This is a genomic window from Tardiphaga sp. 20_F10_N6_6 (genome assembly GCF_052076045.1).
In the GTDB taxonomy this organism is placed as follows: domain Bacteria; phylum Pseudomonadota; class Alphaproteobacteria; order Rhizobiales; family Xanthobacteraceae; genus Tardiphaga; species Tardiphaga robiniae.
Map to the genome: position 1 here is coordinate 923,946 of NZ_CP197239.1, position 22,682 is coordinate 946,627.

36 protein-coding genes and 1 tRNA gene are annotated in these 22,682 nt (G+C 57.8%); 18 read left to right on the forward strand and 19 right to left on the reverse strand.

All coding sequences use genetic code 11. The features are described from left to right. Positions 1-123 precede the first annotated feature (123 nt). The 3 genes from AB7813_RS04320 to AB7813_RS04330 all read right to left on the reverse strand — a co-directional run bounded on the left by AB7813_RS04320 (position 124) and on the right by AB7813_RS04330 (position 1,722). Positions 124-885 carry an SIR2 family NAD-dependent protein deacylase gene (locus tag AB7813_RS04320; RefSeq protein WP_089264251.1) on the reverse strand — a complete coding sequence of 254 codons (762 nt, stop codon included), beginning with the start codon at positions 883-885 and terminating at the stop codon, positions 124-126. A 104-nt stretch (positions 886-989) separates the two neighbouring features. Beyond that, positions 990-1,304 carry an H-NS histone family protein gene (locus AB7813_RS04325; protein WP_093758516.1) on the reverse strand — a complete coding sequence of 105 codons (315 nt, stop codon included), beginning with the start codon at positions 1,302-1,304 and terminating at the stop codon, positions 990-992. 178 nt (positions 1,305-1,482) lie between these two features. Beyond that, positions 1,483-1,722 (reverse strand): hypothetical protein, encoded by a 240-nt coding sequence (locus tag AB7813_RS04330; RefSeq protein ID WP_439083430.1) that lies wholly within the window; start codon positions 1,720-1,722, stop codon positions 1,483-1,485. A 153-nt stretch (positions 1,723-1,875) separates the two neighbouring features. On the opposite strand from AB7813_RS04330, the gene AB7813_RS04335 reads away from it, so the two are divergent. Next, on the forward strand, positions 1,876-2,349 hold the full coding sequence (locus AB7813_RS04335; RefSeq protein ID WP_439063921.1) for a hypothetical protein: 474 nt from the start codon (positions 1,876-1,878) through the stop codon (positions 2,347-2,349). A 107-nt stretch (positions 2,350-2,456) separates the two neighbouring features. Here AB7813_RS04335 and AB7813_RS04340 read toward each other — a convergent pair whose 3' ends face one another. The 3 genes from AB7813_RS04340 to AB7813_RS04350 form a co-directional block, all read right to left on the reverse strand. Next, entirely contained in the window at positions 2,457-2,654 is a 198-nt protein-coding gene (locus AB7813_RS04340; RefSeq protein ID WP_089264248.1) for a DUF3606 domain-containing protein, read from the reverse strand. 116 nt (positions 2,655-2,770) lie between these two features. Continuing rightward, a complete protein-coding gene (locus AB7813_RS04345; RefSeq protein ID WP_139212548.1) occupies positions 2,771-3,019 on the reverse strand; it encodes a DUF6719 family protein in 249 nt (82 codons plus the stop codon). Between the two features lie 161 nt (positions 3,020-3,180). Continuing rightward, positions 3,181-3,387, reverse strand: a complete 207-nt coding sequence (locus tag AB7813_RS04350) for a hypothetical protein (protein WP_439063922.1) — start codon at positions 3,385-3,387, stop codon at positions 3,181-3,183. Between the two features lie 282 nt (positions 3,388-3,669). On the opposite strand from AB7813_RS04350, the gene AB7813_RS04355 reads away from it, so the two are divergent. Together AB7813_RS04355 and AB7813_RS04360 are read left to right on the forward strand one after the other, a co-directional pair. Continuing rightward, a complete protein-coding gene (locus tag AB7813_RS04355; protein WP_158550333.1) occupies positions 3,670-3,837 on the forward strand; it encodes a hypothetical protein in 168 nt (55 codons plus the stop codon). A 222-nt stretch (positions 3,838-4,059) separates the two neighbouring features. After that, the gene (locus AB7813_RS04360) at positions 4,060-4,245 is read left to right on the forward strand and encodes a hypothetical protein (protein ID WP_184516802.1); all 186 of its coding nucleotides are present in this window, start codon (positions 4,060-4,062) and stop codon (positions 4,243-4,245) included. 133 nt (positions 4,246-4,378) lie between these two features. Here the strand turns inward: AB7813_RS04360 and AB7813_RS04365 are convergent, their stop codons facing one another. Then, positions 4,379-4,708, reverse strand: coding sequence for a hypothetical protein (locus tag AB7813_RS04365; RefSeq protein WP_184516805.1), 330 nt, complete (start codon positions 4,706-4,708; stop codon positions 4,379-4,381). A gap of 467 nt (positions 4,709-5,175) precedes the next feature. On the opposite strand from AB7813_RS04365, the gene AB7813_RS04370 reads away from it, so the two are divergent. Both AB7813_RS04370 and AB7813_RS04375 read left to right on the forward strand, forming a co-directional pair. Then, entirely contained in the window at positions 5,176-5,421 is a 246-nt protein-coding gene (locus tag AB7813_RS04370) for a hypothetical protein (protein ID WP_081422011.1), read from the forward strand. Positions 5,422-5,517: 96 nt separating this feature from the next. Beyond that, positions 5,518-5,883 carry a PRC-barrel domain-containing protein gene (locus AB7813_RS04375; protein ID WP_175368961.1) on the forward strand — a complete coding sequence of 122 codons (366 nt, stop codon included), beginning with the start codon at positions 5,518-5,520 and terminating at the stop codon, positions 5,881-5,883. Between the two features lie 80 nt (positions 5,884-5,963). On the opposite strand, the gene AB7813_RS04380 is transcribed toward AB7813_RS04375, so the two are convergent. Continuing rightward, positions 5,964-6,137, reverse strand: coding sequence for a DUF3606 domain-containing protein (locus AB7813_RS04380; RefSeq protein WP_081422012.1), 174 nt, complete (start codon positions 6,135-6,137; stop codon positions 5,964-5,966). Between the two features lie 255 nt (positions 6,138-6,392). On the opposite strand from AB7813_RS04380, the gene AB7813_RS04385 reads away from it, so the two are divergent. After that, entirely contained in the window at positions 6,393-6,560 is a 168-nt protein-coding gene (locus AB7813_RS04385) for a hypothetical protein (protein ID WP_170849665.1), read from the forward strand. Positions 6,561-7,110: 550 nt separating this feature from the next. Here AB7813_RS04385 and AB7813_RS04390 read toward each other — a convergent pair. Both AB7813_RS04390 and AB7813_RS04395 read right to left on the reverse strand, forming a co-directional pair. Next, on the reverse strand, positions 7,111-7,296 hold the full coding sequence (locus tag AB7813_RS04390) for a hypothetical protein (protein WP_116662218.1): 186 nt from the start codon (positions 7,294-7,296) through the stop codon (positions 7,111-7,113). A gap of 203 nt (positions 7,297-7,499) precedes the next feature. Beyond that, on the reverse strand, positions 7,500-7,625 hold the full coding sequence (locus tag AB7813_RS04395) for a hypothetical protein (protein ID WP_256461297.1): 126 nt from the start codon (positions 7,623-7,625) through the stop codon (positions 7,500-7,502). Positions 7,626-7,786: 161 nt separating this feature from the next. Here AB7813_RS04395 and AB7813_RS04400 point away from each other — a divergent pair, with 161 nt between their 5' ends. The 4 genes from AB7813_RS04400 (at position 7,787) to AB7813_RS04415 (ending at position 10,208) form a co-directional block, all read left to right on the forward strand. Next, entirely contained in the window at positions 7,787-8,311 is a 525-nt protein-coding gene (locus AB7813_RS04400; RefSeq protein WP_175368960.1) for a PAS domain-containing protein, read from the forward strand. Positions 8,312-8,474: 163 nt separating this feature from the next. Further along, positions 8,475-8,642 (forward strand): hypothetical protein, encoded by a 168-nt coding sequence (locus AB7813_RS04405; RefSeq protein ID WP_244628521.1) that lies wholly within the window; start codon positions 8,475-8,477, stop codon positions 8,640-8,642. 138 nt (positions 8,643-8,780) lie between these two features. Further along, complete coding sequence (locus AB7813_RS04410) at positions 8,781-9,230, forward strand: VOC family protein (RefSeq protein ID WP_089264233.1); 450 nt, start codon at positions 8,781-8,783, stop codon at positions 9,228-9,230. Between the two features lie 330 nt (positions 9,231-9,560). Beyond that, on the forward strand, positions 9,561-10,208 hold the full coding sequence (locus tag AB7813_RS04415) for a glutathione S-transferase family protein (RefSeq protein WP_338117612.1): 648 nt from the start codon (positions 9,561-9,563) through the stop codon (positions 10,206-10,208). Between the two features lie 21 nt (positions 10,209-10,229). Here the strand turns inward: AB7813_RS04415 and AB7813_RS04420 are convergent, their stop codons facing one another. Together AB7813_RS04420 and AB7813_RS04425 are read right to left on the reverse strand one after the other, a co-directional pair. Beyond that, positions 10,230-10,382 carry a hypothetical protein gene (locus tag AB7813_RS04420; protein WP_439063923.1) on the reverse strand — a complete coding sequence of 51 codons (153 nt, stop codon included), beginning with the start codon at positions 10,380-10,382 and terminating at the stop codon, positions 10,230-10,232. A gap of 12 nt (positions 10,383-10,394) precedes the next feature. Further along, entirely contained in the window at positions 10,395-10,649 is a 255-nt protein-coding gene (locus tag AB7813_RS04425; RefSeq protein ID WP_175368958.1) for a PilZ domain-containing protein, read from the reverse strand. Between the two features lie 330 nt (positions 10,650-10,979). Between AB7813_RS04425 and AB7813_RS04430 the strand changes: the two genes are divergently transcribed. From AB7813_RS04430 to AB7813_RS04440, 3 genes are all read left to right on the forward strand, one after another. Next, a tRNA-Glu gene (locus tag AB7813_RS04430) sits at positions 10,980-11,054 on the forward strand. A 209-nt stretch (positions 11,055-11,263) separates the two neighbouring features. After that, positions 11,264-11,440 carry a hypothetical protein gene (locus AB7813_RS04435; RefSeq protein WP_439083429.1) on the forward strand — a complete coding sequence of 59 codons (177 nt, stop codon included), beginning with the start codon at positions 11,264-11,266 and terminating at the stop codon, positions 11,438-11,440. A gap of 166 nt (positions 11,441-11,606) precedes the next feature. Continuing rightward, positions 11,607-11,948: a hypothetical protein gene (locus tag AB7813_RS04440; protein WP_439083428.1), complete on the forward strand. Its 342-nt coding sequence runs from the start codon at positions 11,607-11,609 to the stop codon at positions 11,946-11,948. Between the two features lie 2 nt (positions 11,949-11,950). Here AB7813_RS04440 and AB7813_RS04445 read toward each other — a convergent pair whose 3' ends face one another. Then, positions 11,951-13,786, reverse strand: a complete 1,836-nt coding sequence (locus AB7813_RS04445) for a DNA methyltransferase (RefSeq protein WP_439083427.1) — start codon at positions 13,784-13,786, stop codon at positions 11,951-11,953. Between the two features lie 343 nt (positions 13,787-14,129). Between AB7813_RS04445 and AB7813_RS04450 the strand changes: the two genes are divergently transcribed. Both AB7813_RS04450 and AB7813_RS04455 read left to right on the forward strand, forming a co-directional pair. Continuing rightward, complete coding sequence (locus AB7813_RS04450) at positions 14,130-14,834, forward strand: hypothetical protein (RefSeq protein WP_439083426.1); 705 nt, start codon at positions 14,130-14,132, stop codon at positions 14,832-14,834. Then, on the forward strand, positions 14,831-15,283 hold the full coding sequence (locus AB7813_RS04455; RefSeq protein WP_439083425.1) for a DnaA N-terminal domain-containing protein: 453 nt from the start codon (positions 14,831-14,833) through the stop codon (positions 15,281-15,283). The genes AB7813_RS04450 and AB7813_RS04455 overlap by 4 nt, the downstream gene beginning before the upstream one ends. A 325-nt stretch (positions 15,284-15,608) precedes the next feature. Here the strand turns inward: AB7813_RS04455 and AB7813_RS04460 are convergent, their stop codons facing one another. Next, positions 15,609-15,788 carry an RlpA-like double-psi beta-barrel domain-containing protein gene (locus AB7813_RS04460; RefSeq protein ID WP_439083424.1) on the reverse strand — a complete coding sequence of 60 codons (180 nt, stop codon included), beginning with the start codon at positions 15,786-15,788 and terminating at the stop codon, positions 15,609-15,611. On the opposite strand from AB7813_RS04460, the gene AB7813_RS04465 reads away from it, so the two are divergent. Continuing rightward, complete coding sequence (locus AB7813_RS04465; RefSeq protein ID WP_439061612.1) at positions 15,747-16,361, forward strand: hypothetical protein; 615 nt, start codon at positions 15,747-15,749, stop codon at positions 16,359-16,361. The two genes, AB7813_RS04460 and AB7813_RS04465, sit on opposite strands and share 42 nt — an antisense overlap. A gap of 214 nt (positions 16,362-16,575) precedes the next feature. Then, positions 16,576-16,986, forward strand: a complete 411-nt coding sequence (locus AB7813_RS04470; RefSeq protein ID WP_439083423.1) for a response regulator — start codon at positions 16,576-16,578, stop codon at positions 16,984-16,986. Positions 16,987-16,995: 9 nt separating this feature from the next. Here the strand turns inward: AB7813_RS04470 and AB7813_RS04475 are convergent, their stop codons facing one another. Together AB7813_RS04475 and AB7813_RS04480 are read right to left on the reverse strand one after the other, a co-directional pair. Continuing rightward, the gene (locus AB7813_RS04475) at positions 16,996-18,918 is read right to left on the reverse strand and encodes an HWE histidine kinase domain-containing protein (protein ID WP_439083422.1); all 1,923 of its coding nucleotides are present in this window, start codon (positions 18,916-18,918) and stop codon (positions 16,996-16,998) included. 376 nt (positions 18,919-19,294) lie between these two features. Continuing rightward, on the reverse strand, positions 19,295-20,626 hold the full coding sequence (locus AB7813_RS04480; protein ID WP_439083421.1) for a TAXI family TRAP transporter solute-binding subunit: 1,332 nt from the start codon (positions 20,624-20,626) through the stop codon (positions 19,295-19,297). A 214-nt stretch (positions 20,627-20,840) separates the two neighbouring features. On the opposite strand from AB7813_RS04480, the gene AB7813_RS04485 reads away from it, so the two are divergent. Beyond that, on the forward strand, positions 20,841-21,155 hold the full coding sequence (locus AB7813_RS04485; protein WP_120289562.1) for an HdeA/HdeB family chaperone: 315 nt from the start codon (positions 20,841-20,843) through the stop codon (positions 21,153-21,155). Between the two features lie 147 nt (positions 21,156-21,302). Here the strand turns inward: AB7813_RS04485 and AB7813_RS04490 are convergent, their stop codons facing one another. The 3 genes from AB7813_RS04490 to AB7813_RS04500 form a co-directional block, all read right to left on the reverse strand. Beyond that, the gene (locus AB7813_RS04490) at positions 21,303-21,566 is read right to left on the reverse strand and encodes a hypothetical protein (protein ID WP_120290313.1); all 264 of its coding nucleotides are present in this window, start codon (positions 21,564-21,566) and stop codon (positions 21,303-21,305) included. Positions 21,567-21,640: 74 nt separating this feature from the next. Beyond that, positions 21,641-22,324: a hypothetical protein gene (locus AB7813_RS04495; RefSeq protein WP_439083420.1), complete on the reverse strand. Its 684-nt coding sequence runs from the start codon at positions 22,322-22,324 to the stop codon at positions 21,641-21,643. A gap of 49 nt (positions 22,325-22,373) precedes the next feature. Beyond that, positions 22,374-22,547 carry a hypothetical protein gene (locus AB7813_RS04500; protein ID WP_170849664.1) on the reverse strand — a complete coding sequence of 58 codons (174 nt, stop codon included), beginning with the start codon at positions 22,545-22,547 and terminating at the stop codon, positions 22,374-22,376. Positions 22,548-22,682 lie beyond the last annotated feature (135 nt).

Here is a 22,682-nt window from a genome sequence, read left to right on the forward strand (position 1 = left end):
ATTCACGATGGCGCGGTGCGAATCTTTCGATTCGAAGATAACACTGTCGCCTGATCAGCAAAGACAAAAAACGAACACAGTGACAGCTATGAACAGCTTGCGCTCAAACGAATCAGATGCGCATCAATTTCCGACGAATGGTCCGAGCGTTTCGCCGATATCATGGCGAATGACAAGGTCAGCGTGATCGTCCTGCTCGGTCGCCTCATTGTTGATGATAACAAGGCGTGCACCGGCATGTTTCGCCATCATCGGGAATCCCGCTGCGGGCCACACGACGAGCGACGATCCAATCGCAATGAACAGATCGCAGTGCTGCGATAGCTCAGCTGCGCGACGCATCTCATCTTCAGGCATCGCCTGACCGAATGAGATCGTCGCAGCCTTCACGGGCTCGCCGCATACCGTGCAGTCTGGCGCCTGTCTTTCGGAATCGAATCTGCTCTTCACCCAATCGAGCTCATAGCGCCTCGCGCAACCGATGCAGCGCGCATAGGTCGTATTGCCGTGCAGCTCGATCACAGCGTCAGCCTTGAAGCCGGACGCTTGATGCAGGTTGTCGATGTTTTGGGTGATCACAGCAGGAATCTTGCCAGCCTTGTAGAGCGAGGCGAGTGCGCGATGCCCGCGACCAGGCTTGGCCGCAGCGAATGTCTCTTCCATCGCAAAGCGCCGGCGCCAGGCTTCATCGCGCGCATCCTGACTGGCGACGAACTCGTCGAACGGAATTGGCCGGTTACGGGTCCACAAGCCACCAGGCGAACGGAAATCGGGAATGCCCGTTTCGGTCGAGATCCCCGCGCCGGTGAACGGCACGATGGTTCTGGCTTCGGCGATCATCTCGCCAAGACGATCCACGCCAGTGCGAAGGTCAGTTGCAATCATTGGAAGGTCCGAGAGGAAGTGATCCGACGACAATGCCGCAGACCGGGATCCGGTGCCATGCCGGGATCAACGCATGTTTTGCTTCGTCGCCACGTTTCCAGGATCTATTTCGCTTTGGCGCGTCCATTCCTGGCGGGCTTGTCGATCAAAAAGTCTTCCCGCTTGTGACCGGCGGCGATCTCCTTCGCGAGCCAGCCCGCAACACCGCCGCGCCCGGTCCAGGTCTCTCCCGTTTTGGGATGGCGATACTTCGCCGGAACCTTGATGCCTTTGACGCGGCTGGTTTTGCCATCGACGCTTCTGATCTGTGCGAGTTGCGCCTGCAATTCGGCACGGTGGGCTTGCAGTTGCTTGTCGATATCCTCCCGCAATGCGAGGAGTTCGGGAACCGAAAGAGACTTGATATCAAGGGCCGGCATAAACAAGCTCCGATCAAATGCGTCCGCACTCCTTCCCAAGGCGCGCAAAATACGCGCCAGCGTGCGTCAATTAAATGAAATGCGGGCGGTGTCAAAACACCACATCAAAATCAAATATCGGGGCGAAGCTGAAAATGAGCTCCGCCCTTAAGTAGTCAAATACCGATTTGCGAAATCTTTATGCAGCTCGCGAAACATCGGCGGAGAGCTCGCTCTTCGGCAGATCGTCCTTCTTCGGCTTCGCCACCGGCGTTGCCTGAGACTTCTTCACGGACTTGCCGTACTGCGCGAGCCTATCGAGCTCGGCTTCGAGCTCAGCCTGACGTGCAGCAACTTTCTCCGCCAGCTTGTCGGATGCATTATCGCGCAGTGCCGCAAGTTCCTCGATGCTCAGTGAGTCCAGATCGATCTTGGCCATGGAAATCTCCGTTTGTTCCGAACTAGCGGTAACATCCATGCGCCGCAAGCGCGGCAGCGCGATCATCCACCGAAGACATCATGATGGATGCAATTCAATTGACGTCGAGCTCACGCTTCGCAGAGAATGGATACGGGATTGGGGAAGCGCGTCATGGCATCCTGGAAAGAAGAGCGTGACCGACTGGTCGCGCAGACGCTCGCATTCGTACAGGAGGTCGCCGCCGCGCATCCGGTCGCGGCCCAGCGACTGAACATCTGGCAACCGCCGAGCCACGCGCCGTCGCACGCGTCCGATTCAACGGAAACCGTCACCTCGCCTGCCACCGTGGACGCAGATCGTTTGATGGCTCCTGCTCTGATTGTACATGCGGCGAACGCAGCAATTGAAACCTCGGAGCGTAGTTCGCAGGACATTCCTGTTGCAGTTCCAACTAACGTGCCATCTCCTGCCCGGAGAGATCCGCTTTATTCGGGCCCATCTGAACGGGCCGAGATCCTCAAGCGCGTTGCTTCGTTCAAGGCTCGCCAGGCCCAGATGATCCACGAGCGCGACGTCTACTACGAAGCCATGCAGACGCGTATCCGAACAACGCTGCGGAACGATTCCGGGCGCGACCGGTTGTAAAGCCGGAGCAGCTTCCCCGATGCTCTGTTTTCAGAAAGCCCCGTCCTCCCCCGGCGGGGCTTTCGCCTTGCGGGCTTCAACGTGAGGAGACGGTCTGTCGGTTCGGGTTATTTGCCGAGGTGTCGCCGCACGGCGGCGACCGACGATCCGACCTTTTCGATTGCAGCGTTCAGTTCGGTCGGCGAGACACTCAGCCGATAGGCCCAATAGTCGCGCTGGGTAGCGTCACTGGAATCGATCACCGGCGCCGGCCGGACGCCGCGTTCGGACGCCAGGACGACGGCGACTGGGACGAGACTGATCATGCCGGCAGGGTAACACGTCGCCCGTACAGCCCAAGCGAGTGCACACTCCAACGTTAACAGGCGATTGATGCGATCTCGGAAAGTCGTCCAGTCAAAGCAAGCCTTGCCGCGAGCGGCTACTGAACCACCGAGCCCAGCGAGGCCTGGATCTCATTGAGCGGGATGCACAGCTTCTTGCGGCGCAGGCCACGAATGGCGCCGGTCACCTTCAAGATCTTGCCAGCGGCACATGACCCGTCCTGGACCAGCGCGCTCTCGTAAGGCGCCAGGATGAGCGGTTCAGCTGTCCGAATGGACTGAGCTGCGGAAGGTGTGGCCAACGCCACCAGAGAAATTCCGAAAGTCCCCAAAACCCAAAAACGCATGGTCGTCCCCAACACAGCAAATACGCACCGGTCCAAGGGTAATCGTTCACGCCCTTCAATTTTTGCAGTCGGCTCTCCCCGAGCCGTTACCGCAATTATTGCCCCGGACCACCGCGAAACACAAAGCAATTTTCGCGCCGATTTCCGGTCTCAGCATAGGGTCAGAGCGTGACCTGCTCGTGACCGCACTCCTTGCAGGTGAAAGACACCCGCGCGACACCCTTTGGCGCCGAGACCTTGTTCGCCGCGCCGCACTTGCCGCAGGTCGTCATAATCCGTGTGTCGCCCTGCTTCACCACCAGCGCCCGGCGCTCCATAGTCTCGCGGATCAGACGCTCGGCCTCTTCGCGCATTGCCTGCTTGCTCATGCAGCTCTCCTCACAGACGCCGAAGCAAAAGGCCCCGAGCGAGCGGCCTTATAGCCGATGACGATGACACTCTCCATCGCGATCAAAATCGGGACCCCGGATCGCACCATTCCCCTGCAGAATTTCCGTGCATTCCAATCTGCCGCAGCGAGATCCCGATGGACAGAATGGCTGACCTGAACTAGAACAAATGGAGAACATCATTCGCCAATGTTTTATCGGGACGTCACAGGAATCGCCGGGTTGGCGGGGCATACGCGGCTGGAAAACAGGGAGACTGACATGGATTTACAGGCACGTATCGACCTTTGGAAAAGCATCGATCCGGATCCGGAATTCTGCCGCAAGGCAGAACGAGAAATGCTGCTGTTGAGTTGTCAGGACGAAGACTGGGTCAACGCGCGGATGCGGGATTTCGAACAGGCGCTCGCATTGGAGAGTGCTGAATAACGGAACCCTTTGGTGTCGGCGGCGTTACGTCTGCGCTGGAACATCCAACCTCGCTTCACAGCCGTGATGCGAGGTTTTGTTTTGCAGGCGATTCGGTGCGGGAGATCTCAGCTTGCGTGAGCGTCGCGCGCTGCGACTTATCCACCGGTCGCCTTGCAAAGATCGGATTGATGCCGCATTCGGCATTGATGCTCTCTTGAGGAGCGAAACGAAGAGAAGAGAATGAACGAAGAAAGAATTTCAGCGGCACGCGCCGACATGGAACGCCGGGTGGCAGAATTTCGCGAGAAGCAGGCGAAGTTCCAGCGCGAACGTGAAGACTATTACGAGACCACGATCGAAAAGGTACGGGCCACCGACTGGAACGAGTTCGTGACGCCCCGTCAGGACCGCCGCGTGCGGCACTAGCTACGATCTGCTCGCAGCAGCGACCAATAAAAAGCCCGCCATTATCTGGCTGGCTTTTTATTGGTCGGGAGTCACAGCGAGTGCAACGCACAGGGCCCGAAGCAATGCTCCGGGCCCTGATATTGTTCAGCCCCTACCAATAGCCGTAGCTACGATAGTAGCGCGGCCCACCATAGGCATAGGGGCCGGGACCATAGTAACCGCCATAATAGGCCGGACGGTAATAGCGCGGTCGGTAATAGCCGTAGCCGGGACCGTAGCCATAATAGCGTGGGCCATATCCGTATCCGTACGGTCCGTACGCACCATAGGCCCCCGCGGCCAGCGCACCTGCGGCAATACCAAAGCCGATTGCGGGACCCGGTCCCCAACCTCTACCCCATCCGCGCGCTTCAGCCGGCGCCGTCATGGCGGTCGTGCCGATGGCTGCGACAGTGGCCAGGATCAATGCTGCTTTTTTCATGTGATACCCTTTCTGTTCACCACTGGCCAAATAACGCCAAGCTTTTTTGTTGGTTTCAGGGCCTGTAAGATTTCACCGCTCGGGTTCCAGACCGGAGGTGCGTCATGATGCCCATTCGCTATCGCCGTGCGCAGCTCGCACGCCAGCTTCAGGCCTTTCACGCGGCGCACCCCGAATTCATCCGAGAGCGGCTTCGCGCTTTCGACGAACACAACGGACGCGACAAGATGATTCCCGTGACGCATCGCAAAATGAAACCGTCACCCTATACGCGTCGCTTGGCTGCGCTCCCCCGCGACAAGGCGCCGATTAGCTCGGGGTGAAGCCTTAACGCGCCCCATATCGCCTTCACGTTTCATTCACCATGAGGGGCCGGTTATCGGAACGGCTCGCAAAGCCGACGCTTTCCTCTCCATGAATGTACGCGGTGTCGCACGGACACACGTGCGAGCAGTGGAGTAATGGCGATGATTGAACAGATCGCAAAGATCGACAAGGCGCTCGATGAATTGCTCGTCGGCCTTGGCCAGATGGTGCTGCGCCTATCGAGTCCGCATGTCACGCGTACGCGCGAGGAACGCGAGGCTCTTGTCCGCTCAGTCAATCAGTTCTCAACCTGCGCAGCCCGCTCCAGCGATCCGCGGGTCCTCAAGCTTGCTGACGACTTGCAAAATACGCTGAAGCCGCGCCTGCGTCTCGTGGCCAGTCGCTGACGACGCTGGGCGTCCCAAAACATTTGCAGGGCAACGACGTAGGAACGTTTCTCCCTTTTACCTGTTGGCCAGACACAACCAAAAGGGAGGCTCTACATGCCCATCGAAGCAAGTGAACAAGGTAACCTGATTGGCAGCGACAAGGTCGAAGGCACCGCAGTGTTCGGCGCTGACGACCAGAAGATCGGTTCAATCGAGCGCGTGATGATCGACAAGAAGAGTGGCCGGGTGTCCTACGCTGTGCTCAGCTTTGGCGGCTTTCTCGGCATCGGCGACGATCACTATCCCCTGCCCTGGCAGTCGCTGAAATATGATACCGCACTGGGCGGTTATCGCACTGGCGTAACGCAGCAGCAGCTGGAGAACGCTCCCAAATACGGCAACGACAATAGTTGGAACTGGGCTGACACATCGCAGGCCCGCGCGGTGAACGATTACTACGGCGTTCCCATGGGCATCTGACGCCCGGGAGATACCACACAGCAGAACGGCACCTGATCGGGTGCCGTTCTTGTTTGTTCACCCAGTTCGATGCATCGGCTCTAGTGCGCCAGTTCCTTGCGCACTGCCGCAGCCGCATTGCCAACTTTCTCCACCGCCGCCTGCAGCTGCTCGCGGGAAACGCCGAGCTGATGGGTCCAGTATTTCACCTCATGCGCCTCGTGCATGTTGATCTTGCTGCGATCCGGCTGACCCTTGTTCTTCCGGTCGTCCATCGTCGTCGGCCTCTTCAATTAACTGGTTGATATAAATGGCGAGCTGCTCGCCGGCGTCATTGAAATCTTCGTCCACGCAAGGTGTCCCATATGCCGTTTGGTGAGTGCAAAACATGCACGACTGTGACTTGTTCCGGGCGCCGCTCACCTGCCACACAAGTAATTGTTCAAATGCCGGAGATTCCGCCAACCCGGCTTTAACTGCACTTCCAGAGCTCGGAGAACCCAATCGCACCCGCGGCATTATGGGAGATGATGTCCACAGCCCTTGTCGTTCAAACCGTCGAACTGAGGCCGAACCCGCCGCCTTACGGTCGGCTGTCATTGCGCACGGGAGCATGGGACCAGTTGCAGGCGAAACGGGCTTATGACGACCATCACGAGCCGCCGGAGGCGCCGGTTGAGCTCGACAAGAAGGTCTGAGGTAGCCAGCAGTCCGCGGCGATCCACGCTCTAGTGCGAAACACCCCCACCAATGCCGACGCTCCCGCCGACCCTGATGCAGGTCGACGTCCCCTCAACCTGCAGGAATCCGGCACCGTATTGCGCACAGATATTTGGTTTTCGCAGTGCCGGCTTCATGCTCTGCTTCGTTGCCACTGGCTTCTTTGACGCCGCAGCGAAGGCCTGCAGCGGTATGACAGCGATCAGCAGTCCAACAGCGACAATTCTCATAGTCTTCCCTCGCCGCTTGCATGCGGTCGCATAGCTCATTGGAACGAACGCCGCAGTGCGGTGTTTCCATGGCATGGGACCGAGAGAAGAAGATAATAGTGTATTCCTGCTCAGCGCGGTCGCGCTTGTCTGCGGAATGATCGCCTTCGTACCGTGGCTCCTCAAGCCGACACCCGCTGTTGCCAATAAAGGCGCCCAGCATGTCGCCTATGAGCGACCCGCATTGCCAGAGCCCGTACGCGTGATCGTACCCTTCACCCCAAACACCACGCCAAGCCAGCGTTGATGGTTTGCTTGGCTAGTTGGCAGCCACGGGCTGGCCGGCGGTGCGAGTGAGCTTGTCGGCTTTCAGCAGGACATGGTCCGTTGCCGGCTGCGGCCGGGCGAAGAAGCTCACCGCGACAAAGGCTGCGCAGAACAGAAATCCCACGAGCATCACCCGTCGATGCGTCGGCTTGTCGGCATTGTGAAACGAAGCGGACATGGTCACTCCCTCGATGGGAAATGAATAGCTCACTCTTATTTCCGCGCAATCATACTCTGGTTTTAACCTAACCGATGAAGGTTACTTGGCCGATCGGATTTTAACGAAGCCGTTGTGGACTGTTAACGGCGCTCCCGCGATCAAACTAAACTACAGGCCGCATCGTGAAGCGCTCCTGCCTGGTTCGTTACTTCCTCTGCCTGTTACTTCTTATCGACGTTGTCCTGCGAAATCGGCGGAGTGCAGGTCTCCTTCGCATACTTCTCAGCGAGTTCGAATATTTCGCGACGGCGCTCCGGCTCGTTAATGGTGAGGTAAGTCACAACCATTTTTAAGGCCTCCTCGTCCGAAGCCCTTCCAAACCGCCACACGAGTAACACTCCCAAGTTGTACAAAAAGGTTTCGGAACCTTTTCCCTGTACGTTGAATTGAATGCCCATCAATATACGCAATATTACGGTCAGTTGGCCAATAAGTTCCGGGAGCGGTGATGATTGTCGGTCGGCCCATCTCGGAGATCTGCAGGGAGCTCGCCATCTCGGCGCAGGCGGGCCATCACACAGTTCTCGCGCAGATCCTGCGGATGGCTTCGCTCGAAGCCGCCCAGAGCGGCGTGCGTCATCATGAAGGCGATTCCAGTATCCAGGATCGATTGGTCGGCACCTGGGACTGGGACATCGCCAATGACCGCGTCTATGCAGACAGCAAATTCGCCCGTCTGTTCGGCGTCAATGCGGATTTGGCCTCGCGGGGCACGCCGTTGCAAGACTGGCTGGATGCCATTCATCCGGACGACATCGATGATGTCGCCGCCGCTATCACTCGCTCACTGACGACCGGTCAGGTGTTCTCCCGTGAATATCGCGTCGTCTCTCACGGCGACACGCATTGGGTCTATGCGCGCGGCAAGTGCACGCTCGATTCGTCGGGCAAGGCGGTTCGGTTTCCTGGCGCCATCGTCGACATCACGCGGGAGAAGATCGATGATCATCATTTCAGCATCGTCCCGACCTAATCCCGCACGGTTCGAGATTACCCATTACGGCAGCGTTCCCGATAAAATGCTGCGGTCACGGCTTAATACATCGTCACCGGGAACGTAGCCTTGCGCTGCCGGTTATGCCCGCATGGCAAGGAAATTTTTTAGCGTCGTCGTCGTTCGCTCCGTCGAGGAATCCGTGGAGATCGTCGTGGAAGCCAAGAGCGCCGATGACGCCCATGTGGCGGCCATTCAGCATTTGCAAAAAAGCGGTGACGAATATGCGTGGGAGAAGCCGCGCAAGGATTTGACCGTCTGGCACAAGCGGGAAATCGATACGCCCGCCATCGTGGATGTCAGCGCCTGAGGGCAACGCTCTTCACAATTCAGATGGTGCGCCCTCTTTCTCAAGACGACATCTGCCATTTGTCTTGTTTAGCTGCTATGGCAAGCGCCGCTGCCCTAGTGGTTGCACGCTTGTGTCGATCCCATGGAGACAATCCCAATGCGCTACCTTCACACCATGCTGCGCGTCCGCAATCTGGATGCGGCCCTGAAATTCTATGCCGATGCGCTCGGGCTCAAGGAAGTCCGCCGGGTCGACAACGACAAGGCGAAATTCACTCTGGTGTTCTTGTGCGCCGCCGAAGACGAGGCGTTACTTGCCAAGACCAAGGGACGAGGCGCGCCGCTGGTCGAACTCACTTACAACTGGGACGAAGAGAAATATGGCGAGGATCGCTATTTCGGTCATCTCGCTTATGAGGTTGACGACATCTATGCGACCTGCGACCGGTTGATGAAGCTCGGCATCACCATCAATCGTCCGCCGCGCGATGGCCAGATGGCGTTCGTGCGATCGCCCGATCTGCATTCCATCGAGCTGCTGCAGAAAGGCGACGCACTGCCGCCGCAGGAGCCATGGTCGTCAATGCCCAACACCGGACATTGGTAACTCACAAAACGCATCGCTGCAGGTGCAGCGGTGGAACGCCATGAGCAGTGCCGCGTTGTTGATGCGATACTGATTTCATGGAGGCTGAGACAATGGGACGTGGAATTCTGCTCTGGCTGCTGGGTGTACCGATTCCGGTGATCATTCTGCTGTGGCTCTTCTTCGGTCGCTGACGCCTCCCAAGCTGAACCCATGAACAGGCCTCGCTCACGCGGGGCCTGTTTTGTTTGCGGGCTCGCTCCTTTGTGAGAGGTCAGCACGAGACCGGCCTTGCGATGGCGGCGCGTTGCTGGCTAAACCTGCGGCGCTTATTCGCCAGCGAGGTTCATCGTGCCACAGACTCCCACTCCATCCCTGCAGATCTGGGGCCGCGCCAATTCCGTCAATGTGCAAAAGGTTCTGTGGTGCTGCCATGAACTCGACGTCGCCTATGAGCGCATTGATGCCGGCATGCAGTTTGGCCGCAACAGCGAGGCCGACTATCTGGCGATGAATCCCAACGGCCGCGTCCCCACATTGGTGCAAGGCGATTTCGTGCTGTGGGAATCCAATTCCATCATGCGCTATATCGCCCTGGCCTATGGCGCTACATCGACGCTCTACCCATCCACGCCAAAAGTGCGCGCCGGGATGGAGCGCTGGCTCGACTGGACACTGACGACGCTGCAGCCGGCCGAGCGCCCGTTGTTTTGGGGACTGGTGCGGACGCCCGTCGCCGACCGCGACATGGCCGCGCTGCAGAAGGCCGCGGATGCCAATGCGGCGCTGTGGGAGATGGTCGACCGGCAACTTTCCCGTCAAACCTGGATGGAAGGCGACGATTTCAGCCTCGCCGATATCGCCATCGGTTGCTATGCGCGGCGATGGTTCGGCGTCGAGGGCGTCATCCGCCCTGCACTTCCGCATCTGCAACGCTGGTATCAGGCGATCTCGGTACGGCCGGGCTTCCAGACCTATGTCGCGCCGCCGCTCTCCTGAGCGCAGGCGTTCGCTTGAACGTTAGTTCAGCGAGCGTTCGAGCAGCAGGATGCCCATGATCACCACCAGCGTGATCGCGGTCACGATAAGGCGCGTGGACCAGTTCATACCACGGCCGATCCACCACAGCAGCGCGCAGCCCATCAATACGGGAATGACGATATCGGGGCGCACGATGGTGCAGCCCTATGCGATGAAGCGAACGCCCAGCGTCTTACCGCGGCGCCAGACCACTTCACACGTACGCCCGGTGCGTGCGTCGCGCGAGAAGGCCAGCTTCATCTTGTTGGGGACCGACGTGGGATCGTCAACGACGACTTTCGCGCCGGAGGCCGAGAGATCCAGCACATTGCATTGCCGGGCCGCGAATCCACCGTCCAGCGTGATCCATGCGGCCTGGTGTACGGATCGGCGTGTGTCGCGTTTTTTCGTCACTGCCATCGCATCACTCCACGCCCCCGGGAGAGAGCCTTAAGCCTGCATGCTTTAAGAACCGTTGAGAGGTGCAGAAGAGTTCGAAATGTCCTGTGCACAAGGTCCGTGCGCCGCGCATGGGGATCATCCACCTGATCCCCTCACCGCCCACTTGCCGACCCGAACAAACGTCACTATACGTTCGGCCGCTGGCACCAAACTGATTTGCTTTCGGTCGGTGCCGCCCGCGATAGATCAGCCCTAAAGCTTTGATGTTGCGGCGATTTTAGAAATAGCCGTGCAGAACCGCGGTATCCTTGGCCTGATTTCGGGCCGCTGGATCGGCCGGGGTTTTTTGCTCCCTTCGTCTATCGGTTAGGACGCCACCCTTTCACGGTGGAGAGAGCGGTTCGATTCCGCTAGGGAGCGCCAAAGCCGCATTCCCCCAAAAATTCATCAATTAAATCAATGAACTTCGCAGCGACGAGCATTCATGTTGGACGTTTTGTTGGACGTTTTCAAAAGACATTTGTTCTCGCCTTGTTCACGGCGCCAATGCTCCGCGTCGGCGTTGGCTGCATGGAGCTGCACGACCACCTGACGGTTGGCGTCCGCACGGAGCGCCTGGAATTGGACGAGGCATGCTCTTCGTCGGCAAGAAGCAGAAAAACGTCAAAAAGAACGAGATCCACGCCAAGGGCGACCAGTACGTTTTCCTCGGCAAGGCCGGATCGCAGAAGGCCATCATCAGCTGGGGTGTCGGCAAGCGTAACACCGACAGCACATGGACTTTCTGCACGATCTGCGCGGCCGGGTGATTGGCCGCCAGAGATTAGCACCGATGGTCTCCGCCCCTACCGCGCGGCGATCCGCGACGGCGCGTCCCATGGCGTGATCGGAAAGACGTACAGCGTAACGCATCTGGCCAAGGATGCTGTCACCCGGTACTCGGCCGCCGCTGTAGTAGCTGTAAGCCGTGAGGTAATGTCGGGCGATCCCGAGCAGTATGTCTCGACTAGCTGCGTGGAGCGCCAGAACCTCTCGCTCCGCATTGGATCGCACCGCTTCACCCGTCTGACCAACGGCTTTTCCAAGAAGCTGGATAACCACGTCGCAGCGGTTGCCCTGTACGTTGCGCATTACAACTTGTGCCGGGTTCATGAACCACTCAAGACGACGCCAGCGAAGGCCCTAGGCGTTGTGGACCGCGCTTGGGCGATTGGCGACCTGATCGACGCCGCGCTTGCTACGCAGCCCCTTGCACCGGTCCCGACCGCCCCTCAGCGCCGCAAGCTGTTCACGGTAATTGATGGCGGCAAGTCGTGAGTTCATTCATTGGCAGCAATTCGGGCAAGAACCTTGCCCGACCAATGCGTTTCCTTATCGAATTTCTTGCCGCCCTTGATTTCGAATCGGAACGACATTTGATCGGAAGGCGTTTCAGCTGCTGCCGGGCGGACGGGCCGAAGGCTATGGCGGAATGCATCCGTTTCTATTGCTGGAGGGAGATCGGGACGCTTCCCAGCCAACATATCCTCAATGGTCGCAATTTGAATTTTTTGAAAACGGCCGTGCGGCGTGCTGACCATACCGGACCCAGCAGCGTCCTGCCTCATTCTGCGCGTTGGCTCTGCCAGACATACGAACACGCCCAATTCAGCTTCTTCGCGCTGAACTGTTCCTGCTAAAGCAGCAACCATTTCGGGGCTGACGTTTTCTCCGCTCTTGACCGATACAATAACTCTGCCAATTCCACGCGGACCGTTGCGAAAATAGATGATCCCATCGATTCCCTTGTCGGCTCCCTTTTTCTTTTCGAGGTAGTTTTGCACCCCGATCAGCCAATTTGCCCACCATTGAAATTCATAGGGGTCTCGCGCTGCCAAATTGCGCGCCTCGCTAACGTTCTCGGGGCGGCCGGCAACCTTATAGGTTGAATTTGGGCACCGTTCATCAAGTCGCCCTTCGATGACATCGATGGCATGATGGGTTACGTCAATGCCAAGCCACTTACGCCCTAGTTTCTGCGCGGCCTCAATGGTAGTCCCGCAACCGCAAAATGGATCAAGCACTAGATGGCCGGGGTCGGTCGAAGCCGCCAAAATCCTTTCAAGCAAAGCAACTGGCTTCTGCGTTGGATACCCCATCCGCTCTTTAGCCCGAGCATTCACGGGATGAATATCCGTCCAGATTGTTGTTAATACGTTTCCCTTTTGCTCGTCCAAGAACCGCTTGTAACGGGGTCGCTTAGTCGTATCCAAGGCACCGGCCTTCGTTGTCGGATACCAAATCAGCCCTTTCTTATCGAGATCAGCCATCGTTTCTCGGGAGAAACGCCATCCCATAGGGGGAGATGCAAAACCTTTCCACTCGTACATCATATTAGGGCGCGGCGACGGGCTTAACATCGATGTCAGCTGAAACTTGCGGCCTTGCTTGTCCGCGTTTGAATAATGCGAGGCCACATAAGAATCAGAATGCGGCTCGTAAGGAGTATTCCAAGTGAAATTCTGGCTACGCGTATAGAATAGTATTTTGTCTGCCACCCGACTCCAAGTCCCGCTATCACCATGCGCAGCAGTGCGCTTCCAAGTAATTTCATTCTTGAAATTATCGACACCGAAAATGCTGTCTAATATCAGCTTCAAATAATGGCTAGCAGTCGGGTCGCAGTGAAGATATAGGCTCCCTGTTGGCTTTAAAATCCGATGCATTTCCACAAGACGGACAGACATCATCGCCAAATAAGCCATTAGATCGCCGTCGCCCAAATATGACCGGAGGGCCACTAAGATTGGTGCCGCACGCGATCCAGAAGCAACGACGTCATCGAACGCGCGAGCCGCAGGGGTGTCCCACCACCATGTATCCTTGAAGGCGGTCGTTTGTGCTTGGACCGCGTCCCCCTTCGGGGTTCGGTACAACAAGTTGTAGTTGGCTTTCGAGTTGAAGGGCGGGTCCAAGTAAATCAGATCGACGGTTTCGCGATCCAGTTCACGCAAGTAATAAAGGTTGTCGCCGTAAAACAGCTGATTACTGACGCTCGATTTCGCCACAACAGATCCCCCATCCCCAAACGGGAGTGGATCGTGGAACGCAACCTCGTTATTTCCCCTTAAACGTGCATCATCATACTTGGTCTCATTGAGATCGTGGTTAGACAACCGTAAATTGTCCCACGATGAATGTTCGCAGCGGGCGCGCCAGCTTGGGCGTCACTCGATGGCGCATGAAATGATCCCGCGCAGCAATGAAGGCGGAGGATCGAAGCCATCGCCGGTCGCGGCCATCCGGGCCGATCCCGGCTGCCTTTGGATGCGAGGCGGTGGCTGGCCTGCCGGCCGACTGCCAAGCACAATGTCAGCGATTGGTGAGCGGACCTAAAAGCTGTCGATTATTGACCCTGGCGCCTCGTCAATCTCCGCATAACACGAATCTAACAAATCCCGTTTGAAGACTTCACCGCGGGGCAAGCGCCCCGAAAAAGCTCAATCGGAACGAGCGTCGATGACGATTATCAGAAGAAAACACAACTCCCGCTACGCATCGTTTCCGAACTCAATCTGGGAAGACGGCCGGATCGGTGTCGATGAAAAAGGCGTTCTGGGATACTTGCTGTCACGGCCTCCGAATTGGGCTGTGCATCTGTCGCAGGTCGGGCGGGTCATGGGTGTTGGCAAGGATCGCATGCAGCGTATCTTTCGCACCCTGATTGCTGCTGGTTACGTCACGCGCGAAACGATCCGCAATGAAAATGGTGCGTTCGTCGCCCTCGAATATGTGATCCGTGACGAGCCCGCCCCCGTGACGGACGTCGATGATGTCGCAGGCGATGTTGCAACAGACGCTGTGGCATTTCTACCGCAGCCTGATTACCCGGCTCCGGCTGACCCGGCGCCGGCTAGGGCGGCTGCATATAAAGAAATGAAGAAATCAAATACTGACTTTACTAAACCTTCTTCTTTTACCGAGAGCTCTACTGCTGCGCGCGCGCGACCCGCGTCGACCCCTCCGCCTGTTCGATCCGAGGCGTTGCAATCGCAAATTGCTAGCCGGCTGGGTCGCGGGGACGTGGCGCTTGGCTGGGAATTGCTCGGCGAACTTGCTCCTGGCCGGTTAGACCAGCTCACCGCCCAGCAGCGATCCGGCAGCCTGACCGAAGAAAGCCTGGCAAGGGTTCGGCTCGAGCTGATGAGCCGGAGGGCAGCATGACAGGTGGCACTTCAATGGATCGCGTATCTCGGTTGGCAGAGACGCTCCACAAGACCGATGATGCCGATGCGAGGCTATTGGCCAGGTTGATCGAGGTATTTGTGCACGTCATCGACGATGCCGTGCGGTCTTCCAAGACGGGGCAGTCGGCAGTCGCCGCACCAACTGCTCGCCCCGATCCTTTCGGGCGGTGGGACACGGATCCGCTGCTGGCCGCCGTTGTGAGGCGTCTACGGAGGCGGCTCGGCGATGACATATGCGGCGCCTGGATCGCGAAGCTGAGCTTCGTTGGCGAAACGGCGGATGTCGTCACGCTGGCTGCACCGACCAGCTTCGTCGCTGACTACGTCAATGCTCAGTTCGGTCTAACGCTGCTCGATGCGTGGCAAGCGGAGAAGCCAACCGTCATGCGGGTGGAGGTTCGTGCTGCCCCACCTGATCCGCAGTGACCGACGCGCGCTGCCGAAGTACGCAATTGGCGGAACATGAGCGCTAGCGCATCAGCGAATTGTACGGCTCGACAGCCCTCCGGATGTCGAACGCGAGCTTCCGCCGCTCCCGCATCGCGCCACGGGACAGGGCCTGCCAGTATGTTGCGCAGACGCGCCCCCCGGCGTAGGGACCGTAGGCCCGGTTTATCGTGTTACACGGGGTCGCAGCCCCTAGCATTTTGTCAGTAGATCACCTCGCAAGCGGTACACGCGTGCACGCATTCACACGTGTGTTTCCACGTATAACTCTGGCCGAGCCTCCCCGTGACCTCCCGCAGGACGGTCACCTTGGCGATGCCGCCAGCCGATTTGCGCTGGCGGCTGCTCGAGACAGATAAATGCAGCGCCCCTTGATGAACTGTCCCCGGTCCGTGATCCGGACTCGGGCCGATCGCCCGCTTCTCTTGTTCGTGACCGTGACGTGACTCGGAAGCGCCTGGTGCGGTGCGCGGCCGCCACCCATGCAGGCGCTGACGCCTGGAGCGCATTCACGAACAAGAGCTGGAACGTCGGGCTCCAGGCTGACGTATACCGCCAGAACGGCGGCCTGATCCCGACGATTACGATACAGGAGACTTTAACGCGCTCCGTGCCCGACGCTTCGCTGGCGACGACATCTTTCAATAACGTCATCGAAGCGGATTACGCTCTGAACGATGACGAGACGTGTGGAATGCTGGCCGCCTTTCAATACACAAAGGTGGCAGCCGGTACTGTCTTGGCCACCGTCAATGCAAACCTGATCGGCTACGTCGGCGGCTACTACCAGTGGGACAACAATTGGAAGCTCACCGGTCGCGTCGGGGTTCAGTCTTTCGGAGGCGCACGGCTCCTCAATTTTAATCCAATTGCATCGTTCACTCAGCCACTACTTCGTATGGACCTAGACCAGTTAGATGACAGCGATAACCATTTGTTCGGCGCCTCGTTACTGGTCTCCTGGGTGCCGAAGCCTTCTTATCAATTGACCTTCAGAACACCGTTATACATTGTAAGGAACTTGACACTGAATAGCGTTCCTTCCACGAGGCTCTGAACTCGGAAGTCTGCTGGTGAACAGTTGAAACTGGCGGGGATTTGCCACTTTACGATTGCAGCGACAAGGTTGTGGGCCTCAGAAAGGGCATTCGTCGGCATAGGCTTTCCCGCTTCCGGAACAAGCACGGATTTGAGCGTTAGCGTTCCGATAATCGCTGGCGTGGCAGCAATGAAGACAGGTCACAACAGATACCATTGCGCAGGGATCCAACATGGCGCTGATCGGTCACCAACCCATTGCAAGCGGACCGTCGGAACTGAAAGGCACACATATCCTATTGGTTGAAGACTCTTGGCAACTCGGCAATGCTATGAAACGACTGCTTCGCTTATTGGGAGCGGATGTATCCGGTCCAGCTGCTACCATAGCCGACGCCGAGCGCCTGATTGCCGAAGATGCTCCCGATGTAGGCATCATCGATATCAATCTCCGAAACGGCGAGCGGTCTAACGACTTGATTGATCGCCTGCACGAACTTTGTATTCCCGTTCTCGTCGTCACAGGTTACTCGTCCGTCTCTCTACCTCCCGGCAAGGCCGAGGCCATTCTGACGAAACCCGTAAGAGCGGAAACACTTCTCGCGATGTTGCGCCCTATCCTTAACAGACAGAAGGAACGATGAGAGGTCCTTTCACGTGGCATCGGCTATGCCTGTTTTGAGTGGTATCTCGATTGTACAGGATATACCCTCAGACGAAAATGCAAGGTTGGCCGTACCACCGAGCTCATGCGGGATGAGACTGCAAATGAGGCTTGTTCCGTATCCTTCCTGAGGCGGAGCCTCTACCGGTGGACCCCCTGTCTCGCGCCACACGATGTTCAAAACTTTCGCGGCGCCTCCACTACTGCGGGAGCCCCAGCTTACGGACACCCGGCCTTCCGGGATCGACAGTGCGCCGTATTTGGATGCATTCGTCACAAGCTCGTGCAACACCATCCCCAGCGCCTCAACTGCCACGGCGTTGAGCGCGATATCGGGTCCGCAAGTCGTCGTGTTTGCTTTCGTCGCATAGGGCGCCAACTGGAGGCGGACAATATCCGCGACGCGAACTCGCTCCCACTTATTCTGGCTTAACAACTCATGGGCAATTGCCATGCTTTGAATGCGCTTATCGAGGGATTGGACAAATTCGTCCATCGTACTGCTGCCCTGTCTCGTGCACATGGCGACCGCCCCGACCCGCGCAAGCACATTTTTGACGCGGTGATCAAGCTCTGCCACCAGCAACCGTTGATGCTCCTCAGCTCGCTTGCGTTCCGTTATATCGCGGGTCAGGCCCCTGATGCATATGCATTCCCCGGCTTGGTCGAACTCGGCCGTTGCCGTTTCTTCAAGCCACATTTCCCGACCGTCGGGGTGCATCACTCGAAAGGTGATTGCATACGAAGGTTTGTCCGGCCGGACATTTTTCACCTGCGACTTGAAGCTAGCGCGGTCATCAGGGTGAACCAGCGCAAAAAAGCGAATTGTTGTTAACGGAACTAGTGTGTCGCAGCCAAGTACGTTCGAAGCATTTTCACTATGTCGCGACAAGCCGGTGCGAGCGTCCCATTCGAAGGCCATTACCGCACCGGCCTCCAACGCCTCTTCCAACCGGGCCGCAACCTCGCTAACCGCTGCCTCGTGCTCACGCCGCTCTGCGAACAGAGAGGCAAGAACCAGCGCGCAGAGCGACGTTGTCAGGATGGCGGCTTGCGCGCCCACGACGCGTTCGTCTATCGGCAGGTAAGGGGTGCCGAAATACCCAATGTCAAAGGCTATAGTCCACACGATTGTCAGCGCAAAGATGAATGCTGCTGCCGCGGCGAACATCGGTTGGCAACGGGCCGTCAGCAGCAGCAATAGCGGGAACAGCAGCGCGATGGGAACCACATGCGTCCATGATCCGTGCGGCGGAAAGACAACAAGGGCGCCCAGCACAGTTATTGCCAAGAGCAGTAATGATCCTTCCACAGCCTCGTTTGCCGACGGCGGGTTGCGCACGGCCGCGCCAGTTCCGATCAGCAAAGGCGCAAAGGTTATGATGCCAAGCGCGGCTGACGCGAACCAGTGCTCCCAAATGGTCAAGATCGGTGCTGTCGAACCCTGGAATAATTTGAACCCCAAGATCCCGCCGATCCCCGAGATAGAGCTCGCGAAAACCGCTGCCGCGAGCAATTCGAGGACATGTCGCAACCGGTCGAGAGCGAAACCCGGACCAAATCTGCGCTCAATAAGGCCAGCGGCAAGCAATGCCTCACCGGCATTGCACAGAGCAAAGATGACAGAGCCTGCCAAGGTTCTGTCTCCCGACATATTGGCTGCAATCGTTGCCGCGGCCGTCCCGATAGCAACTGGCAATTTGGCACGGGGACCAAGCGCTATCAGGGCTCCGGTGGCAACACCGGAAGCCGGCCAGAACACGGCCACGCCATCAGGCTTTGTCAGCAGAGTAAGACCGAGCCGCGCCGCTAGAAAAAACGCGAAGCCAACCGCCACGGTCACGCCAATCGCGGTGACCCATTGCCGAGTCGGATCAACTGCCCCTAGCCGCCCCACGCCATTGCCAGTCAAGAGTGCCTCCGCCCTGGAATGATCCCTGCCCCAACATCAAAGCATGGGAGGCAATCCCCAGCTAGAGCGGCAGTTACAAATACGTTGCGACATTCGTTCTGGATCATTCTCGACCGGGCCGAGGGCAGTTACGGCGCTGCCCGAGACGTTCCCGAATTCTGAAACCGGAGCCACGAAATCCCACGGGGTCTGGCTGAGGTGATGCCAGCAACACCCCGCATTGTCCTGTTCTTGAAACGATGGAAGTCGACTACCTTTCGCGCTACTCGCAATTTTGCCCGATTGCGTTCGGTCGACCGAAGCTACGAGCGGTACGCCGCACACGGCAGGCAACCTCGAGAGCGGCGTGCGCTCGGGCAACGCGCGAGGAATTGCATTAGGCCTGTTCTCCAGACGCGCCAGTTCGCTGCGCCCCAACCAACAGCTTGCGATCATGGATCAGGTTTTCCAGCCGATGGGCTGCCACGTTTAGCGCAACAACATCGCGGGCCTCCTCATCGCTCGACGCGCGCTTTAATTGTTGCGTCTGAAGCACTCCGTCGATCTCGCGCTCGATTTCGTCGAGTTCAGCCTCATCGCTGCTGCCACGGATACGCCGTCCGAGTGCATAGAGTACATCCAGCGCCTCCTCTTGGGTCAGCGGCGGCTTCGCCCACAGGAACTTCCAGGATGCAGCGAACACGGACGCAAGCGCGCCCACGATCATGGGTACCAAAAAGATTATGTTGCCCCATTTGTCCAGAAAACTCACCTGCGTGCCGTTGTAGAATACCGCCGCCCCCGGGTGCGCCGGCAGATAGGCAGACGCGTCTGTATCGGCCGCCGAGACCTGAGCCAAGATCGGCAATTCGGCCAATAAGTCGCGCCGCGCTTTCATCACGGATTCCGTGAGGTCCGCCACGAGATCGCTGCTCAACGTCTTTTGGGCAACCAGATAGAATGAGGTCCGCAGCGTAGTGACGTCCTCGGCCGGATTGGGCGGAGAGCCTCGCAACGTACCTTTTGGAATTTCGAAGGACTCATACGCCCGCTCCTTCTGGGCAATAGCCGGAGCCGATTCGATCGGGATCAGTGTTGGGCCGGATTTCCCGGCCTGCGGGAACAGACTACGCAGAAGCGACAGATACTTTTCCGCAAGTGGCATCACGATCAGTATCGCGCGCACTTCCTTGGAGTCGATCATGCGTCGCGTGTCAGCCAGCCCAATATTCTTGAAGACGACCCCAGATCGCGTGAGGTCATACTCGTCGATCAAGACTTTTACGAGCCGCTGATTGATATCGCCGCCGACTACGCCGACGTTGGCGCGCTTCAGGCTTGCAATATCAGTAATAGGAGAGCCCGGTGGAGCGACCAGCAGAGCCACCGTATGCGTCACAACGGCGACCGCTTGCGCCTGCGAGAGGTCGCCAACGTCACCCCTGACCACGGCAAGATCCACCGTGCCGGAAGAAAATGCATCGGCCGCTTCGGCAGCGCCTGCTGCCTCAACGATGTTGAGCCGCACCGGCGCCTTCTGCTGCGCCAGCCTGCTAGCCAATGCAGCGACCAACCTGCTCGCCTCGCCATCCAGTGACCCCGCCGCGATGGAGAGGGTTGTAGGCCGGGCATGCCAGCGCCAGGCAAATAGCCCGGCGCTCGTCATCAGAACGACGGCGCCTGCGACCAACGTGATCCGCAGCCAGATGGGTAGCTTGATCGCGTCCATGCTGCGTGTCTCGCACAAAAACTCCTCCGCTGCGGCTCTGTGACCGTAAAAAGAGGAGTGTCAGCCTGCTGCCAGGAAATGACCGACACTAATGGACTCCTGACCAGACCGCCCATTGATTCAGATCAAGTCCGGGTAGCCGCAACCAGCGGAATCTGCCCGCCGAGGCATAGCGCAGCCGCTTGGTTGCGTATGAAACAACGCAGAGAGCGGCATGCATAAATTACTCGTTGCGACCACGGTCATATCATCATTGGCTGCGCCAGCCGCTGCAGAAGACAAGATGGTCGTCGACATGAGCAAGATGAGCTGCAGTGAATTGACCAAGCTCGGCTTCCAGGATTTCTCCGGCATCGCCATGTGGCTGAGTGGCTACTACAATGCGAGCGTTCGAAATACCACCATCGACCTCTATCAATTCGCGCAGGCCGCTAAGGTGGTGAAAGATTATTGTTCGACAAACCCGCGCGCAACGGTGGTGTCCGGCATTGAACGGGCGCTCGGCATCAAGATGCCACGACCGCGGTAGAGAGTATCGCTGCTAACAGCTATGCACGGACAAGAAGTCAGCATCGAGTGACCACTTTAGGCACGTTGGGATTTCGTGGAGCTGTCATCTATTCGTCGCCGGTGCTGGCTGTGGAGTAAGACAATAGCGATATCTTAGCGGCACAATCTATTTCGGAAGGCATTCCACATTAAATGCAATGATGATCTGCGCAGGGTCGGCCTTACCGACACTCTTAAGGTCTTCAAGCCCACTTTTCAACTTGGCTCCCGCCTCCTTTAAGCTGCCTTCAAGCATCAGCTTGGCTTTCTTGCATCGTTCCTCGTTGGAGAACTCCTGAAACACAACAGTTGGAAGAAGTCTCCATTCCGATCTGTCGTTTGTCACCGCAGGGCTCACTGAGTAGGAAAAGACGTACATCAGAATCCACATCGACATGCTCCATATATGATGTGATAGCGATGATGACCTAGCGTCTGTGCTACCATCAATAAACCCAATACGCCTTAATTTTGCGGCGGCAGCGCCTTCGAACTAGGAACGGGCCGCCTGTCGTACAAGACCGACGCGCTGACGACCAAGACCCACAGTGGGAAAACGAGCAAGCTTCCATCGAAGCAATTGCTTCCAAGCAGAAGAACAGCTGCGATGACATATCCGCCGACCGCCAGCCAACGCGGCGTCAAACGGGTATAGATAGCAATAGTCGATGTCGTGATCATGAAGACGGCCGCCGTCTTCGCCAAATAGATGTTGACCATCCCGTAGGCTAGGCCGCGCCCAAAGTGAAACGTCGCAGAGTGAATGAGCAACTCGGGCGCCGCGTGGAACGCGATGATGATCGCACCAACAACCGCGGCCGCGGCGAAGAGCATGGCCAACATCAAAAATCCGCTTCCTAAGAAGACCGTAGCAAAAAAACGATCTTCCCGTGCCCCGAGTCGATCGCGAAGAACTCCCAGGAACCATAGAAAAGCTATCCCGGCGAATGGCACTAGGTTCATGGCCAGCGTGACATAACCGGTGCCTCCCGCAAGCCAAGCTCCCCGCTCGAAAGGATCGGAGGGGACTGAGAGCCGCATGAGCCCAAACACTGCAAACAACAGGACCGAGAATATGATCCCGGCAAACGCCGCGGCCTTTGGCGTTCTCAGATAGGCGTCCGTTAAAGGCGGCTCGCTCGGAATCACAGCGAAGCTCCCGAGAAGGAAGAGATCGAAAGTCTTTGTCTCGCAGGCACTAGTCGCGCTTGGGCGGCTGCTGACCTAGCCGCAGACGCTGCGCTCTCATTCGTTTTATTTCTTCATTCAGCGCATCGCTCTTTTCGTCGCGTACTGCGCTATCCGATTTTGCATCGTTCTCACGCAGTTTACTCAACGCTTTCTCTACGGAGAGTTTGGGTGTTTCAGCCATTCGGAACCCTCTTTTAATTCACACACCGCCAAGAGCCGTTTCTCCCCTACAAGTTCGCAGCACATATCAGGCGGTCCCGCCGCATCGCTGCAAGACCAGCCCCCTAAACTGAGTGACCGCTCGGGCGGGTAAGAC